Origin of the sequence: Kribbella sp. NPDC051952 (genome assembly GCF_040680855.1) — a bacterium.
Classification (GTDB): Bacteria; Actinomycetota; Actinomycetes; order Propionibacteriales; family Kribbellaceae; genus Kribbella.
The window spans coordinates 65,378-81,817 of sequence record NZ_JBFAXQ010000023.1; the positions used below are offsets into that span (position 1 = coordinate 65,378).

At 68.3% G+C, this 16,440-nt stretch carries 10 protein-coding genes; 7 read left to right on the top strand and 3 right to left on the bottom strand.

Translation table 11 applies throughout. From position 1 onward, the window contains the following. Positions 1 to 41: 41 nt before the first annotated feature. Positions 42 to 4,904, top strand: a complete 4,863-nt coding sequence (locus AB0L70_RS32825; protein WP_363690670.1) for an NAD-glutamate dehydrogenase — start codon at positions 42 to 44, stop codon at positions 4,902 to 4,904. Here the strand turns inward: AB0L70_RS32825 and AB0L70_RS32830 are convergent. The 3 genes from AB0L70_RS32830 to AB0L70_RS32840 form a co-directional block, all read right to left on the bottom strand. After that, a complete protein-coding gene (locus AB0L70_RS32830) occupies positions 4,895 to 7,480 on the bottom strand; it encodes a lanthionine synthetase LanC family protein (protein WP_363690671.1) in 2,586 nt (861 codons plus the stop codon). The genes AB0L70_RS32825 and AB0L70_RS32830 overlap by 10 nt on opposite strands. An 8-nt stretch (positions 7,481 to 7,488) precedes the next feature. Further along, the gene (locus AB0L70_RS32835) at positions 7,489 to 7,653 is read right to left on the bottom strand and encodes a hypothetical protein (RefSeq protein WP_363690672.1); all 165 of its coding nucleotides are present in this window, start codon (positions 7,651 to 7,653) and stop codon (positions 7,489 to 7,491) included. A 105-nt stretch (positions 7,654 to 7,758) separates the two neighbouring features. Next, positions 7,759 to 8,499 (bottom strand): GntR family transcriptional regulator, encoded by a 741-nt coding sequence (locus AB0L70_RS32840; protein ID WP_363690673.1) that lies wholly within the window; start codon positions 8,497 to 8,499, stop codon positions 7,759 to 7,761. A 145-nt stretch (positions 8,500 to 8,644) separates the two neighbouring features. Here AB0L70_RS32840 and AB0L70_RS32845 point away from each other — a divergent pair, with 145 nt between their 5' ends. The 6 genes from AB0L70_RS32845 (at position 8,645) to iolD (ending at position 16,439) form a co-directional block, all read left to right on the top strand. Continuing rightward, entirely contained in the window at positions 8,645 to 9,643 is a 999-nt protein-coding gene (locus tag AB0L70_RS32845) for a Gfo/Idh/MocA family oxidoreductase (protein ID WP_363690674.1), read from the top strand. A gap of 82 nt (positions 9,644 to 9,725) precedes the next feature. Then, a complete protein-coding gene (locus tag AB0L70_RS32850; RefSeq protein ID WP_363690675.1) occupies positions 9,726 to 10,607 on the top strand; it encodes a TIM barrel protein in 882 nt (293 codons plus the stop codon). After that, positions 10,607 to 11,545, top strand: a complete 939-nt coding sequence (gene iolC / locus AB0L70_RS32855; protein WP_363690676.1) for a 5-dehydro-2-deoxygluconokinase — start codon at positions 10,607 to 10,609, stop codon at positions 11,543 to 11,545. Before AB0L70_RS32850 ends, iolC begins: the two co-directional genes overlap by 1 nt. A 1,151-nt stretch (positions 11,546 to 12,696) precedes the next feature. Beyond that, positions 12,697 to 13,572 (top strand): deoxyribose-phosphate aldolase, encoded by an 876-nt coding sequence (locus AB0L70_RS32860; protein ID WP_363690714.1) that lies wholly within the window; start codon positions 12,697 to 12,699, stop codon positions 13,570 to 13,572. Next, entirely contained in the window at positions 13,569 to 14,471 is a 903-nt protein-coding gene (iolB, locus tag AB0L70_RS32865) for a 5-deoxy-glucuronate isomerase (RefSeq protein WP_363690677.1), read from the top strand. The genes AB0L70_RS32860 and iolB overlap by 4 nt, the downstream gene beginning before the upstream one ends. A 54-nt stretch (positions 14,472 to 14,525) precedes the next feature. Further along, positions 14,526 to 16,439, top strand: coding sequence for a 3D-(3,5/4)-trihydroxycyclohexane-1,2-dione acylhydrolase (decyclizing) (gene iolD / locus AB0L70_RS32870; RefSeq protein ID WP_363690678.1), 1,914 nt, complete (start codon positions 14,526 to 14,528; stop codon positions 16,437 to 16,439). The last annotated feature ends 1 nt before the right edge of the window (position 16,440 follow it).

Below are 16,440 nucleotides of genomic sequence, written 5' to 3' on the forward strand. Positions count from 1 at the left end.
GGCGTGCGGCGCCGATGTCACGCGTGTGGAGACGGTGGGGAATGCAGAGCAAGCTGGACGTCCAGAAGGCAGACGTGCTCGCCAAGGCGGTAGCCGTGGGGACACAGGGGCATGACAAGTCGGTCGATCCGGCGAAGCTCAAAACCTTCCTGGAGCGGTACTACCGTCACGTTGCCGCCGAGGACGTGGCCGAGCGCGAGGCGAACGACTGCCTCGGCGCCGCCAAGCACCACTACAAGACCGCGATGTCCCGCCCGCAGGGCACGGCGAAGGTGCATGTCTTCACGCCGACCCTGGAGGAGCACGGCTGGTCCGCGAACGGCCGGTCCGTGGTCGAGATCGTCGTCGACGACATGCCGTTCCTGGTCGACAGCGCCGCGATGGCGATCACCGAGCACAACCTCGAGCTGCAGCTGCTGATCCACCCCCAGTTCGTGGTCCGGCGCGACATCGCCGGCACCCTGCAGGAGGTCCTCGACGACACCGCGGCCTCGGACGCACACGACCTGGTCCGCGAGAGCTGGATGCACCTCGAGGTCGAGCGGATCGCCGACGTCGCCGAGCAACGCTCCCTCGAGCAGGCGCTGCAGAAGGTCCTGAACGACGTGCGCGAGGCGGTCGAGGACTGGCCGAAGATGCACGAGAAGGCGGTCTCGATCGCCGCCGGCCTGAACGCCGACAACCTCCCGGTCGGGGAGAACGAGGTGGAGGAGGCGCGCGAGCTGCTCGAGTGGCTCGCCGACGAGCACTTCACCTTCCTCGGGTACCGCGAGTACGACTTCACCATGGAGGGCGAGCAGGGCATCCTGCGCGGCCGTCCCGGGACCGGGCTGGGCATCCTCCGGCCGGACCCGAAGCCGGGGTCGGGCAAGCTGCCCCCCGAGGCGAGCGCCAGGGCCCAGGAGCGGAAGCTGCTGATCCTGACCAAGGCGAACTCACGGTCCACTGTGCACCGGTCGACGTACCTGGACTATGTCGGCATCAAGCAGTTCGACGAGAACGGTGAGCCGGTCCGGGAGTGCCGATTCATCGGGCTGCTCTCGTCGACGGCGTACACCGAGAGCGTCATGCAGGTGCCGGTGCTGCGGCGCAAGGCGCTGGAGCTGTTCCGGATGACCGGGTTCGACCCGAACAGCCACAGCGGCAAGGGTCTGCTCGACGTCCTGGAGACCTACCCGCGCGACGAGCTGCTGCAGGCGCCGGTCGAGGACCTGCTGCCGATCGTGCAGTCCGTGCTGCACCTGCAGGAGCGGCGCGCGGTCAAGCTGTTCGTACGGCGCGATGTCTACAACCGGTACCTGTCCTGCCTCGTCTACCTGCCCCGCGATCGCTACACGACCGCGGTCCGGCTGAAGATGCAGCAGATCCTGCAGGACGCGATCGGCGCCGAGTCCGTCACGTACGCCGCCTATGTGACCGAGTCCGTGCTGGCCCGGGTCCACTTCGTGGTCCGGATGAAGCAGGGCGAGACGGTCGGGGAGTACGACGCGGACCTGCTCGAGCAGCGGGTGGTCGAGGCGACCCGGGCCTGGGCGGACGACTTCACCGCGGCCCTGCACGCCAAGGGCGGCGACGGCGCGGTCACCAAGCTCGCCCGCCGGTACGCGAGCGCCTTCCCCGAGGCGTACAAGGAGGACTTCGACGCCCGCGTCGCGGTCAACGACGTGACGGTGCTGGAGGGCCTGCCGGCCGAGAACGGTCTGGCCATGTCCCTCTACAGCCCGATCGACGAGGAGTGGGAGGGCGAACGCCGCTTCAAGGTCTACCGGACCGGTTCGGCGCTGTCCCTGTCCCAGGTCCTGCCGCACCTGACCCACATGGGCGTCGAGGTGATCGACGAGCGCCCGTACGAGATCCGGTGCGAGGACGGCAGTACGGCGTACATCTACGACTTCGGCCTGAAGGCGCCCGAGGACACCGAGGAGCGTGAAGAGCTGCGGCAGCTGTTCTGCGACACGTTCAAGGCGATCTGGGAGGGCAAGGCCGAGTCCGACAAGCTGAACGCACTGGTGCTGCGCGGCAACCTGAGCTGGCGGCAGGTGTCGATCCTGCGCGCGTACCAGCGGTACATCCGGCAGGGCGGTACGCCGTTCAGCCAGGACTACATCCAGAACACCTTCCTCAACCACGTGGACGTGGCCAGGCTGCTGGTCCAGCTGTTCGAGACCAGCTTCGACCCGGCCCGTGGTGCGGCCGACGATCCGGACCGGATCATGCGGACCGACCAGCTGGAGAAGGAGATCCTGGCCACGCTGGACACGGTGCAGAGCCTGGACGAGGACAGGATCCTGCGGTCCTACCTGACGGTGATGAAGGCGACGCTGCGGACGAACTACTTCCAGCCCCGGATCGCGGACGGTCAGCCGCGGGACTACATCTCGATCAAGCTGGAGCCGAAGGCGATCCCGGACCTGCCGCAGCCGCGACCGGCGTACGAGATCTTCGTGTACTCGCCGCAGGTCGAAGGTGTGCACCTGCGCTTCGGCGCGGTCGCCCGTGGTGGTCTGCGCTGGTCGGACCGGCGCGAGGACTTCCGGACCGAGGTGCTCGGCCTGGTGAAGGCGCAGATGGTGAAGAACTCGGTGATCGTGCCGGTCGGCGCGAAGGGTGGGTTCTACGCCAAGCAGCTGCCGGATCCGTCCGACCGGGACGCGTGGATGGCTGAGGGCATCGCGTCGTACAAGACCTTCATCTCCGGGCTGCTCGACATCACCGACAACATCGTTGCCGGGGGCATCGTTGCGCCCCGGGACGTGGTCCGGTACGACGGCGACGACGCGTACCTGGTAGTTGCCGCGGACAAGGGCACCGCGACATTTTCGGACATCGCGAACGGGGTGGCGAAGGACTACGGGTTCTGGCTGGGTGACGCGTTCGCGTCCGGCGGCTCGGTCGGCTACGACCACAAGGCGATGGGCATCACCGCCCGCGGCGCGTGGGAGTCGGTCAAGCGGCACTTCCGCGAGCTCGGTCACGACTGCCAGAACGAGGACTTCACCGTCGTCGGTGTCGGCGACATGTCCGGTGACGTGTTCGGCAACGGGATGTTGCTGTCGGAGCACATCCGGCTGGTCGCGGCGTTCGACCACCGGCACATCTTCCTGGACCCCAACCCCGTTGCGGCCAGCTCGTTCACAGAGCGCCGCCGGCTGTTCGACCTGCCGCGGTCGTCCTGGGCGGACTACGACGCGTCGTTGATCTCCGCGGGTGGCGGGATCTTCCCGCGGACCGACAAGGCGATCCCGATCTCGGCCGAGGTGCGCGACGCGCTCGGTCTCGAGGGTTCCCCGGCGAAGCTGACGCCGGCCGAGCTGATGAACGCGATCCTGAAGGCGCCGGTCGACCTGTTCTGGAACGGCGGCATCGGCACCTACGTGAAGTCGTCGACCGAGTCGAACGCCGATGTCGGCGACAAGGCCAACGACGCGATCCGGATCAACGGCGTCGACCTGCGCGCCCGTGCGGTCGGCGAGGGCGGCAACCTCGGCTTCACCCAGCTCGGCCGGATCGAGTACGCCGCCGGCGGTGGCCGGATCAACACCGACTTCATCGACAACGTGGCCGGCGTGGACACCTCCGACCACGAGGTGAACATCAAGATCCTGCTGGACAAGGTGGTCGCGGACGGCGACCTGACCGAGAAGCAGCGCAACGACATCATCGCGTCGATGACCGACGAGGTCGGCGCGCTCGTACTCAAGAGCAACTACCGGCAGAACATCGCGCTGGCCAACGCGGGCGCGCAGGCCGCGGCCTTGATGCACGTCCATCAGGACTGGGTACGGCGCCTCGAGAAGCAAGGACTGCTGGACCGCGAACTGGAGTTCCTGCCGAGCGTCGCGGAGTTCAAGCGGCGCAAGGCCGACGGGCGCGGGCTGACGTCGCCGGAGCTGTCGGTGCTGATGGCCTACACCAAGATCGTGCTCGAGGCCGAGCTGCTGCAGACGGCGTTGCCGGACGACCCGTTCCTGGCGCACAAGCTGGCCAGCTACTTCCCGAAGGCGATGCAGGAGCGGTTCGCCGACCAGATCCAGAGCCACCAGCTGCGTCGCGAGATCATCACCACCCAGGTGGTGAACGAGTTTGTGAACACCTCGGGCATCACGGCGTTCCACCGGCTCTCGCTGGAGACCGGTGGTTCGGTCGAGGATGTTGTCCGCGGCAACCTTGCGGCGTCGCGGATCTTCGCGCAGCCGGAGCTGCTGTCGACGAACGCCGAGCTGGATCACATCGTCGACGCCGCAACGCAGACGCATATGCGACTGGAGACCCGCACGCTGGTCGAGCGCGCGACCCGGTGGCTGGTCAGCAACCGGCGTCCACCGCTCGACATCGCCGAGCTGATCGAGTTCTTCGGTCCGGGGATCGCCAAGCTCACCACGGCGCTGCCTGACGTGTTGCGCGGTCGTGAGCTGGCGCTGTTCGAGCAGCGGCGGGAAGCCCTTGTGCAGAAGGGGGTTCCGGCCGATTTCGCGACCAGGATCGCCGTACTGCCACCGGCGTACGCGGGGCTGGGTGTGGTCGAGACGGCGTCGCAGGACGATATCGACATCCTCGAGGTTGCCAAGGTGCACTTCGCCTTGGGCGAGCGGCTGCAGCTGGGCCGTTTCCTGGAGCGCATCATCGGCCTGCCGCGTACCGACCGCTGGCAGACGATGGCCCGCGCCGCACTACGCGACGACCTGCACGCCGTGCACGCGCGACTGACCCGCCAGGTGCTCGCCACGACGGACGCATCTGCCGAGCCCGAGGACCGCGTCATCACCTGGCAGGACCAGAACGCGGCCGCCCTGGCGAGGGCCGCAACGATGCTCGAGGAGATCGTCGACACGGAAGGCCCGGAGCTCGCTCACCTGTCCGTCGGTCTACGGCTGGTCCGCACCCTGCTGGCAAATCAGGCCTGAGGAATCAGGTCGAAGGCGGTGCCGGTGTGCAGGCGGCGAAGGAACGCCAGCACACCGGCGCTGCCCATGCCCCAGGACAACGGGGCGTCCCGATCGAGTGACACGAAGATCGGGGCGTCGTCCCGGCCCTGGTTGCGCAGCAGGAGTTGACCGGCCGCTCGATAGGCCGAGGCGCGGTACCGCTCGTCTCCGGTCGCGAGCCAGAGGTCGACGAACATCTCACCGACACCCGCGACCCCGCAGCACCGGATCGTGTTGTCCAGCCGCGGAATCCACTGCGCCGTGGCCTCGGCGGCCACCTCGGCAGCCCGGGTGGCGAGCCGCGCCAGCTGACGGTCGGTGACCACAGCGGCGGCACGGTGCAGAGCTGGTGCCATGCCGGCCAGCCCCTGACACCAGGAGACGCTCATCGGCAGTGCCGCAGACCGTTGCGCCTCCGCACCCAGCCGTCCGGCCCGGGTCGCGACTCTGTGTACCTGGTGCTCGAGCGCCTCGGCGGCGCGGTCGTCACCGGTGAGCTCCACGAAGGCACGCAGCAGTTCGATCACGCCCGCCCAGCCGTGCGCGTACCCGAAGGGTGCGTCGATCGCCGCGCCGGCCGGTATCTCCTCGTCACGCTCCATCAGGGTCGGCCGGGGAGTGTCGAGCAGCGCATAGACCCGCTCTCGGGCAAGGTCGAGGTGCGCAGGGTCGCCGGTCAGGCCGTGCAGCAGCAGATGTCCGACGCCGGCTCCGGTTGAGCCGTACATGAGGTCGTCACCTCCGCCGTCTCCGTGGCGTGGCGCCGGACCGATGTCAGCGGTCTCCAGGCCCAGGTCCGCTGCACGCCGGACGAACAGCTCTACACCGGTCAGGCCGACGTACAGGCCCGGCATGATCGAGACCCGATGCAGGCCGGTGACGGCGTGATCGAGGAGCCGGCGTACGGCGTCCTCGACCTGCGGGTGGTCCAGATGGTGAAGGAGTTCGAGACCGATTCCGGCACTGCCGGTGTAGATGCTGGTGTCGACGGCACTGTAGCCGGAGCCGTCAGCGAAGACCCGTTCGTCCAGTTGGTCGAGGATCTGGTCGACGACCAGCGGAATCAGGGCTTCGACGTCGGCAGCGGACAGGTGCGGCAAGCCGCTCACCCGGCGGCTGGAAGGTTTCGGGACGATGCCCGCCGCCAGTTCGGCCAGTGCGGGCCTCGCGCTGTTCTCGTCGACCAAGGTGGCGACGACCGCCTGGTGGACCGAGTCCTCGCCGTGCACGGCCACCACCGAGCGCAGCATCCGATCGGCCGGGATGCCCGGCCCGACCGCCGCGGCGACCGGCGTCAAACCGGTTGCAGCGAAGCCGAGTGTCATCCCGAGCGCATGGCAGTCGTCGTACTCCGCGGACTCGCCGCCGTGGCTCTGCCGCCAGGGGGCGAAGCCGGGAGTGGCGCCGGGAAGGCTGAATCCGTCCAGTGCCGACAGGCCGAAATCGATCACCGCTGGGGTTTCGCCCGTCATCACGACGTTCCGCGGGGTGAGGTCCGACATGATCACGCGGCGGTCGTGCAAACCGCGGACAATCGCGGCCAGGCCGGTTGCCAGGTCCAGGAAGCGCTGGGTGGCCGCGGCGGTGTCGTCCGGATCCGGTGCCGGACGGTAGCTTCCGGACAGGATCGCGTGGTCGAGCAAAGTGGTCTCGCCGACGTCGGTGGTGACCAGGAACTCGTCATCGCCGTGCGCGAAGTGGTCGACGAACTCGGCGACGCCCGGCAGTGAGCCGAGCGTCGCGAGGATCCGTCGTTCGTTCCGCAGTCGGGTCCGGGCATCGGAGCCGTCGGTACTCTCGGCGACAAAGGCACGAGCCTGCTTGACGACTACCCGATCGCCTGTGCCGAGGTCCACACCGCGGTACACGTTGCCCTTGGCTGCCTTGTAGATCCCCTCCTCGACCCGGTAGCGCCCGCCGAGGATCGTGTCGCCGGCCGGGTCCGCCGCCCCGAACGGATCGGTCACCCAGGAGGGCTGGCGATACTCCATGGTGGCGGCCGCTTCGAAGGACTCTCCGGCAGGCCCGTGCAGCAGCAGGCTGAGTGCGCCGCGATCACCGGCGGACCACTGAGACTGAAACGGTCCGTAGCGATAGTAGACCGGAGCACCGGCCGCGACCCTGCGATCGCTGAGGATCCGCGGCCCCTCCATCCCGGCGAGAGCGTCGGCGAGGAACCGTCCGACGAGTTCGACTCGAGCCGGATCGGGGTAGACCGTGATCGCCTTGCCCACCTGAGCGGCGGCGCTCAGTCCTTGGTTCAGGTCGGTGAGCGTGACCTCCGAGCGGGCGAGCTTGAACGCGCAGCCCTCGCTCAGCAGCAGCGGTACGGCGCGTTCGGCCAACTGACGGAAGTTTCCGCTGCGGGCCGAGATGTGCAGCTTCCAGCCGGCCGCGGGCAGCCTGGCGCCGGGCGGGATCACCGACAACCAGGTCTGACCGGCATGAACTTGTGGACAGACATCCAGCGGCAGACTCTCGATCAGACGCCGGACGAACTCCTCCGCCTGGAAGCCGGGGCCGGCCGGCCCGGGACGTTCCGGGCCGGCAGACACCGGTTCCACTAGAGGCCGCTGTGCCCGGTTGCCACACAGTTGTCGCCGTACCAGACGCAACTGCCCGGGCATCGGTCCTGACCGCTGCTCGACTCGATGACGGTGAACCGAACGCTGGGCTCGACCGTGGTGGAGCTGACGACCCTGGGCGCCAGATCGATCAAGGGATTCATCTGGTTCTCCTTCTGCGACGAAGCGGATTCAGGCTTCGGATCGAACCAGTTGCGCGCGCCCGAGGCCAACAATTCGACTTCGTTGGAAGTCTGCTGCGGTAGACGTCAGCGCTCGGAGACGATGACGTCTACCGAGTACTGGTCGGCTCGGTAGCAGTGGTTGCCGTATTCGACGGCGGAGCCGTCGGCGGCGTACGCGGAGCGGGTCATCGTGACCAGGGGCTCGGCCTTGGACATGTGCAGGGTACGGCGTTCCTCGGCGGTCGCGTTGCGGGCGCCGATGCGCTGACGGGCGACGGTGGGACGGATCCCGCGGGCGCGCAGGACGGCGTACAGGCCGGCGCTGGTGAGGTCTGCGAGGCTCAGGTCGTTGAGGGCCGGAGGCAACCAGTTGCGCATGATCGCGAGCGGCTGGTTGTCGGCGTACCGGAGGCGGACGATCGAGACCAGTGGGGTGCCCGGTGGGAGCTCGAGGACGGCGGCGGCGCGGTCGTCCTGGGCTTCGCAGTCGAGTGAGAGGACCTCTGTTCTTGGTGTCCGCCCCTCGCGTTCGAGGTCCTCGTACAGGCTGGTCAGCTCGGCCTTGCGGTGCACCATCTGGTTCGCGACCGTGGTGCCGATGCCGCGGCGGCGGACCAGGAGGCCCTGGTTCACCAGCTCGGAGATCGCCCGGCGGACGGTCGGGCGGGACAGGCTGAGCCGGTCGGACATACCGATCTCGTTCTCGAACGGGTCGCCAGGGCGCAGCGTGCCGTCGGTGATGGCAGCCGTCAGCTGCTCGGCCAGTTGGTGGTACAGCGGTACCGGACTGGACCGATCGAGCTGGATCGGCAAGGCGGCGATCATGAACGGATGTTACAACAGAGAGGTATGTATGTCTCGACGTCAAAATGTGTTAACAAACTATTGACACCCCTTCCGTCCGCCGGGAGGCTTGCGGGCAACGAGCACTGGGCCGTGGTGTGCAGGGGATGAGCAGAGGGGTCGACGAATGCGGATCGGGTTGGTCGGGGTCGGGCGGATCGGGGCGTTCCACACCGCGACGCTGAAGGGTTTGCCGGCCGTGGACCAGGTGGTGGTCGCGGACGCCGACGCGAGCCGCGCCGAGCTGGTGGCCAAGGAGCAGGGTGTCGAGTTCGCCCCGGACGTGGACGCGTTGCTGGCGAGCGGGCTGGACGGATTCGTGATCGCGGCCGCGACGTCGGCACACGCGGACCTGATCGCCGCCGGGGTCGGCGCCGGGATCCCGACGTTCTGCGAGAAGCCGGTCGCGATCGACCTCGCCGAGACCTTGCGGGTGGTCGAGCTGGTCGAGGGTTCCGACGTACCGGTGCACATCGGTTTCCAGCGGCGCTTCGACGCCGGGTACCAGACCGCGGCCGCGCAGGTGCGGTCGGGCGAGCTCGGGTTCATCCACCACATCCGCGCGAACACGAACGACGCGTTCCCGCCGCCGCAGGAGTACATCCCGACCAGTGGCGGCTTCTTCCGCGACTGCACCGTGCACGACTTCGACATCATCCGGTTCGTCACCGGCCGCGAGGTGGTCAGCGTGTTCGCCACGGGCGCGAACCGCGGCGAACCCTTCTTCGGCGAGTACGGCGATGTCGACGCGGCAGCTGCCCTGCTCACGCTGGACGACAATACGTTCGTCTCGGTGAGCGGCACCCGGTACAACGCCGCCGGTCATGACGTCCGGATGGAGATCCTTGGCAGCCTCGGCTCGGTCGCGGTCGGGCTGGACGAGCACACGGCGTTGCGCTCGGCGGAGGCCGGGGTCAGCTTCCCTGAGGGCCAGGCGCATGCCACGTTCATGGACCGGTTCCGACCGGCGTACGTCGCCGAGTTGTCCGCCTTCACCGAGGTTGTCGCCGGCAAGCGTGAGGTGCCGTGCACGGTCCGGGACGCGTACCAGGCCTTCCGTACCGCTGACGCCTGTGAGCTGTCTCGTCGCGAGAATCGTGTCGTGACGCTCGACGAGCTCGCCTGACCGCACCACCGTTCGCAGTACCACTCGCCTGACCGCACCACCGTTCGCAGACCGCAGTACCAGATGCAGAGGAGATCGGCCGATGACTGACCTTGCTCTCCGGATCGCCGGCGCCCCGATTTCGTGGGGCGTGTGCGAGGTCCCGGGGTGGGGCTGGCAGTACGACCCACAGACGGTCCTCACCGAGATGCGCGACGTCGGCATCGCGGCGACCGAGTTCGGGCCGGACGGTTTCCTGCCCGAGGACCCGGCCGAGAAGGCGAAGACGCTCGCAGACCTGGGACTACGTGCCGTCGGCGGTTTCGTTCCCGTTGTCCTGCACGACCCGTCGCACGACCCGTCCGCCGAGGTTGCCACGGCCCTCGAAGGATTCGTCGCCGCCGGGGCGACGACGTTGGTGCTCGCAGCCGCGACCGGCCAGGACGGGTACGACGATCGCCCGGTGCTGGACGAGGCGGGCTGGAGCACGCTGTTCGCCAATCTGGACAAGCTGTCGGCGTTGGCCGCCTCGCACGGGGTGCTTGCCACGGTTCACCCGCATGTCGGGACCATGGTCGAGAACGCCGACGATGTCGACCGCGTGCTGGCGGGCTCGTCGATCGGGTTGACGTTGGACACCGGGCACCTGCTGATCGGCGGGGTTGACCCGGTCGCGCTTACGCTTCGGGCTACCGATCGCATCAAGCACATGCATTTGAAGGATGTTGACGTGCACTGGGCCGCGAAGGTCCAGTCCGGTGAGGTGACGTACACCGACGCCGTTCGGCAGGGAATGTACCGCCCGCTGGGTGCGGGGGATATCGACCTCGCGACGATCGTGGGCACGCTGGAGAGCGCGGGCTACAAGGGCTGGTACGTCCTCGAGCAGGACACGATCCTGCCGGAGCGTCCGACCGGTGACGGCCCGGTCGTCGACGTACGAGCCAGCATCGACCATCTTCGGGCGATTGCGAGTGGGGTCTGATGGACGACGTACTGACGATCGGGCGGATCGGTGTCGACCTCTACCCGTTGCAAGCCGGGACGCATCTGGAGGACGTGACGTCGTTCGGGAAGTTCCTCGGCGGCAGCGCGACGAACGTGGCGGTCGCCGCGGCTCGGCATGGGCGGAAGTCGGCGGTGATCAGCCGGACCGGGAACGACCCGTTCGGGACGTTCATTCACCGGACGTTGCTCGAGTTGGGTGTCGACGACCGGTTCGTCAGCTCGGTCGATGGGTTGCCGACGCCGATCACGTTCTGCGAGATCTTTCCACCGGACAATTTTCCCTTGTATTTCTACCGTTTCCCGAAGGCGCCGGATCTGGTTATCAACTCCTCCGAGCTCGACCTCGACGCGATCCGGGATGCGCGGATCTACTGGTCGACGGTGACTGGGTTGTCCGCTGAACCGTCGCGGTCGGCGCACTTCGCCGCGTGGGAGGCTCGTGGTCGCAAGCCGATCACGGTGCTGGACCTCGACTACCGGCCGATGTTCTGGGCGGATCCGAGTGAGGCCCACGCGCAGGTCAGTCGGGCGCTCGACCACTGCACTGTTGCTGTTGGCAACCGTGAGGAGTGTGAGGTCGCCGTCGGTGAGACGGATCCCGACAAGGCTGCGCAGGCACTGTTGGACCGTGGTCTGGATCTTGCTGTGGTCAAGCAGGGGCCGAAGGGGACGCTCGCGCGGACCCGGGACGAGCGGGTCGAGGTGCCTCCGTTCCCGGTTGAGGTTGTCAACGGTCTCGGCGCCGGCGACGGGTTCGGTGGGGCGCTGTGCCACGGGCTGCTCTCCGGGTGGCCGCTGGAGAAGATCATCAGGTTTGCCAACACCGCCGGCGCGATCGTCGCGTCCCGTCTGGAGTGCTCTACCGCCATGCCCACTACCCAGGAAGTCCTGACCTCCATGGGGGAGGAAGCATGACCAACCGCGAACCCGAATCCCGCCGCCCCATCCCCATCCGCCACCCCGCGGACCCCAACCCCGACGAAGAACCCACCATCATCTCCCGCCCCGAAGACCCCACCCCCGCCCCCAACCACCCAGCCCTCAACGACCCCACAGCCGCAACCCACCAGTCCAGCCCAACCGACCCCACCGTCGTTTCCCACCGCCCCGCCACGACCCCGAACGACCCCACCGTCGTCTCGCGCCGCCCCGCAACAGCCCCGAACGACCCAACCGCGGCGGACCGTCGGCCGGGCCCGAGCGATCCACCCGGTGCGGCCAACCACGCAGGCTCAAACGACCCAACCGCCGCTCTCCAGGCAGGTGCGAACGACCCGACCGTCGTAGCTCGCCGACCCGCCTCCCCGAGCCCGAATGACCCGACCATCGGGGCTCGTCGTCCGGCGCCGGCAGGCTCGAACGACCCAACGATCGCAGCCCACCGCGCCAGCCCAACCGACCCCACGGTGGTCGCCCGCCGGCCGGCTCCGACAAACCCAACCAGCACCGAGCAACCCGCAGACCCAACCGCCCCCAACGACCCAACCGTCGCCCACCGAGCGGACGCGTCGTACGCCGGTGACCCAACAGTCGAGAGCGGTTCGGGGTCGTCGTACATCGGTGAGCCAACTGAGGCGTACCAGGTGGCGCCGTACGTGGGTGGCACGACTGGGGATGCGTATCCGTCGGCTGCTGGATACGTCGACTCGAGTGCGCCGGCCTCGGAGGCGCAGCAGGCACCGAGTGGGGACCTGGGCTCTCCTGACGGTCAGACCACGGTCATCGGAGATCTGGGACTGCCCGCCGGTCAGCCCAACCAGACAACTCCCATCAATCAGCCACCCACGCAGCCGCCAGCTCCTGCCGATCAGGCACCCGCGCAGGCGGCAACTCCTGCCAACCAGGGACCCGCGCAGGTGGCTGCTGCCGGCGGGCTCGGAGCTCCGGGTGGTCAGTCGGCTGTGGCTCGGGCTGTTGGGAATCGGCAGGCTAGTTGGCAGGCGATTCCGGAGGGGATTCCTGGTCGACAGCGGGTGGGTTGGCAGGCGGGAGCGACTGTGCCGTCGGCGGGGCATTTGGTGGCGGGGGACTTGGGGTTGGGGGGTGGGCAGACGTACGGCGCTCGGTTGGCGGAGTTGACCGAGATTCGCGTTCGCCACCCGGAGCGCGTTGCCGAGGCATGGCAGCAGCGGCGGACTCGCGCGCTCGTGGGCAAGGACGGGCGGCTGTTGATTGTGGCCGCCGATCACCCGGCCCGAGGTGCTCTTGGAGTCCGTGGTGATCGAATGGCAATGGCCAGCCGCCCGGCCCTCATCGGCCGGCTGATGACTGCCTTGGAGCGTCCCGGCGTCGACGGTGTCCTCGCAACCCCGGACATCCTCGAAGACCTGCTTCTCCTTGGTGCGCTCGAAGGCAAGGTTGTCATCGGCTCGATGAACCGCGGCGGCCTGCAGGGTGCGGCGTTCGAACTGGACGACCGCTTCACCGCATACCGCTCGGCCGACGAGATCGCCGACCGTCGCCTCGACGGCGGCAAGATGCTGACCCGGATCGATCTCGGCGACCCGGGCACAGTGGCCACGCTGGAGAGCAGCGCGGCCGCGGTCACGGGCCTCGCCGAGCACAAGCTGATGGCGATGGTCGAGCCGTTCTGGTCGACGCGGACGGACGGCCGGGTGACGAACCTGCTCGACCCGGACTCGGTGATCAAGTCGATCCAGATCGCCGCCGGACTCGGCGCGACCAGCGCATACACCTGGCTCAAGCTGCCCGTCGTCGACGAACTCGACCGGGTGATGGAGGCCACGACCCTGCCGACGATGCTGCTTGGCGGTGACCCGACCGGCGCGCCCGAGGAGACGTACGCCGCGTGGGGCAAGGCACTCACGCTGCCCTCGGTCCGCGGCCTCGTGGTCGGCCGGGCTCTGCTCTTCCCGCCGGACGGCAACGTGGCGTCGGCCGTCGACCAAGCTGCCGCTCTCGTCCACGGAGGTGCCGCATGAACGAGTGGTTCAGGCCCGCGGGGTCGACCGCGCGCGACGGCTTCGAGCTGATGGTGCGTCCCGGCGAACCCGGCTGGCATCACACCGGCTTGTCGGTCCGCACCTTGCTTCCCGGCCAGACAGTCGAGATCGACACCGGCGACTGCGAGTACCTCGTCCTTCCGCTGAGCGGCTCGGCGGAGGTGATCGTCGACGGCGAGGCCGTCCCGCTGGGCGGTCGCGCCGATGTCTTCGCCGGTCCGACGGATCTCGCCTATGTGCCGCGTGGTACGACGGTCGCCGTCGTCAGCCACGGTGGTGCGCGGATCGCCTTCCCCCACGCGAAGGCGGCCAACGACTACCCGTTCCGGCGGATCGGGGTCGAGCAGGTGGAGACCGAGCTGCGCGGTGCCGGCGTGGCCTCCCGGCAGGTCCGGAACTTCGGTACGCCGGGTGTCCTTGACGCGGACTCGATCATCGCCTGTGAGGTGCTGACGCCGGCCGGCAACTGGTCGTCGTACCCGCCGCACAAGCATGATGAGCACAAACCGGGCGAGGAGAGCGTGCTCGAGGAGATCTACTACTTCGAGCTGCAGCTGTCGGACGATGTGCCGGAAGGTGTCAAAGGCAATGATCCGATCGGCTACCAGCGGGTCTACGGCACCGAAGACCGGCCGATCGATGTCCTGGCCGAGGTCCGCAGTGGCGACCTGGTGCTCGTCCCGCACGGCTGGCACGGCCCGGCGATGGCGCCGCCCGGCTACGACATGTACTACCTGAACGTGATGGCCGGCCCGGGCACCGAACGCGCCTGGCTGATCAGTGACGACCCGCGGCACGGCTGGGTCCGTGAACTGTGGAACACCCAGCCCATCGATCCCCGCCTGCCGTTCGGACGGAACGAGGCCGGCGATGAGTGACGTAACCGACCTGCGCCGGGCCGAGGCCGACGCACTACTTCCCGGAGGACAGCGATGACGGTACGGCTCACGGTCGCGCAGGCGCTGGTGCGATTCCTGAGCGTCCAGTTCTCGGAGCGTGATGGCGAGCGGCAGAAGCTGTTCGCCGGCTGCTTCGGGATCTTCGGCCACGGCAACGTCGCCGGCGTCGGCCAGGCGCTGCTGCAGTCCGAGCTCGAGGATCCGGCCGCACTGCCTTACATCCTGGCCCGGAACGAGCAGGCGATGGTGCACACCGCCGCCGCCTTCGCCCGGACCCGCGACCGTCTGCAGACCTATGCCTGTACGGCGAGTATCGGGCCCGGCTCGACCAACATGATCACCGGTGCCGCGCTCGCCACGGTCAACCGGCTGCCGGTCCTGCTCCTCCCGTCGGACGTCTTCGCCACCAGGGTCGCCACCCCGGTGTTGCAGGAACTGGAGTCCTTCAGCGCCGGTGACATCTCGGTCAACGACGCCTTCCGCCCGGTCTCGAAGTACTTCGACCGGATCTGGCGGCCGGAGCAGCTGCCGTCCGCGTTGCTGAATGCGATGCGCGTACTCACGGATCCGGTCGAGACCGGCGCGGTCACGATCGCGCTGCCCCAGGACGTGCAGGCCGAGGCTCACGACTGGCCGGAGGAGCTGTTCGCGGAGCGCACCTGGTACGTCGCCCGCCCGTTGCCCGAGGCATCTATTGTCGACAAAGCGGCAGATCTCCTCAAGGCGTCCGAGCGGCCGCTGATCGTCGCCGGCGGCGGGGTCGCCTACTCCCGTGCGCAGGACGCGCTGCGCGAGTTCGCCGAGGCCACCGGGATCCCGGTCGCGGAATCCCAGGCGGGCAAGGGATCGCTGCGCTACGACCACCCACAGTCGGTCGGATCGATCGGCTCCACCGGAACCACGGCCGCGAACGCGCTCGCGCGCGACGCCGACCTGGTGATCGGGATCGGCACCCGCTACGGGGACTTCACGACTGCGTCGCGGACGGCCTTCCAGAACCCCGCGGTCAAGTTCGTCAACATCAACGTCGCGCGTTTCGACGGTGGTAAGCATTCCGGCCTCCCGATGGTGTCCGATGCGCGGGAAGCCCTTGTTTCGTTGGGATCCGCACTCGGTGACTGGTCCGTGGACGACCAGTACACGGCCTCGGCCACGGAACTCGCAAGGAACTGGGACGGCATTGTCGACGCAACCTACAACCCGCCCGAGGACGTGACCGCCAAGCTGGCCGAAGGTCTGCTCACCCAGGGCCAGGTTCTCGGCGCGGTGAACGAATTGTCGGAGCCTTCTGATGTTGTTGTCTGCGCGGCCGGTTCGATGCCGGGCGACCTGCACAAACTCTGGCGGACTCGCGACCCGAAGGGATACCACGTCGAATATGGCTTCTCCTGCATGGGTTACGAGATCGCCGGCGGCCTCGGCGTACGGCTCGGTGCGCCGGATCGCGATGTGTTCGTCATGGTCGGCGACGGGTCGTACCTGATGATGTCCAGTGAGCTCGCGACCGCGGTCCAGGAGAACATCAAGATCATCGTGGTTCTCGTTCAGAACCACGGCTTCGCGTCGATCGGCGCACTCTCGGAGTCACTCGGTTCCCAGCGGTTCGGCACGGCGTACCGCAAGCGCACCGGGGACGGTCGGCTGGACGGCGACTACCTGCCGGTCGACCTGGCCGCCAATGTGCGCAGCTTCGGTATCGAGGTGCTGGACGTGCACAGCCGGACCGAGCTGGAGAAGGCGATCGGGACCGCGAAGGCCGCCACTGGGCCGATCGCGATCCACGTCACCACCGACCCGCTGATCGGTGCGCCGGACAGCGACTCCTGGTGGGACGTGCCGGTCAGCGAGGTCTCCGAGCTGGGTTCCACGCAGGCGGCATCGGCGGCGTACGAGGAATCCAAGAAGACGCAGCAGCCGTACCTGGCGCCGACCGAAGGAGATCGTTGAC

What these genes read in the sequence shown, in the direction of transcription:
- AB0L70_RS32840 (WP_363690673.1), bottom strand. Translation starts at nt 8,499, where the DNA reads ATGATCGCCGCCTTGCCGATCCAGCTCGATCGGTCCAGTCCGGTACCG.
- iolD (WP_363690678.1), top strand. Translation starts at nt 14,526, where the DNA reads ATGACGGTACGGCTCACGGTCGCGCAGGCGCTGGTGCGATTCCTGAGC.
- iolB (WP_363690677.1), top strand. Translation starts at nt 13,569, where the DNA reads ATGAACGAGTGGTTCAGGCCCGCGGGGTCGACCGCGCGCGACGGCTTC.
- AB0L70_RS32845 (WP_363690674.1), top strand. Translation starts at nt 8,645, where the DNA reads ATGCGGATCGGGTTGGTCGGGGTCGGGCGGATCGGGGCGTTCCACACC.
- iolC (WP_363690676.1), top strand. Translation starts at nt 10,607, where the DNA reads ATGGACGACGTACTGACGATCGGGCGGATCGGTGTCGACCTCTACCCG.
- AB0L70_RS32850 (WP_363690675.1), top strand. Translation starts at nt 9,726, where the DNA reads ATGACTGACCTTGCTCTCCGGATCGCCGGCGCCCCGATTTCGTGGGGC.
- AB0L70_RS32825 (WP_363690670.1), top strand. Translation starts at nt 42, where the DNA reads ATGCAGAGCAAGCTGGACGTCCAGAAGGCAGACGTGCTCGCCAAGGCG.
- AB0L70_RS32835 (WP_363690672.1), bottom strand. Translation starts at nt 7,653, where the DNA reads ATGAATCCCTTGATCGATCTGGCGCCCAGGGTCGTCAGCTCCACCACG.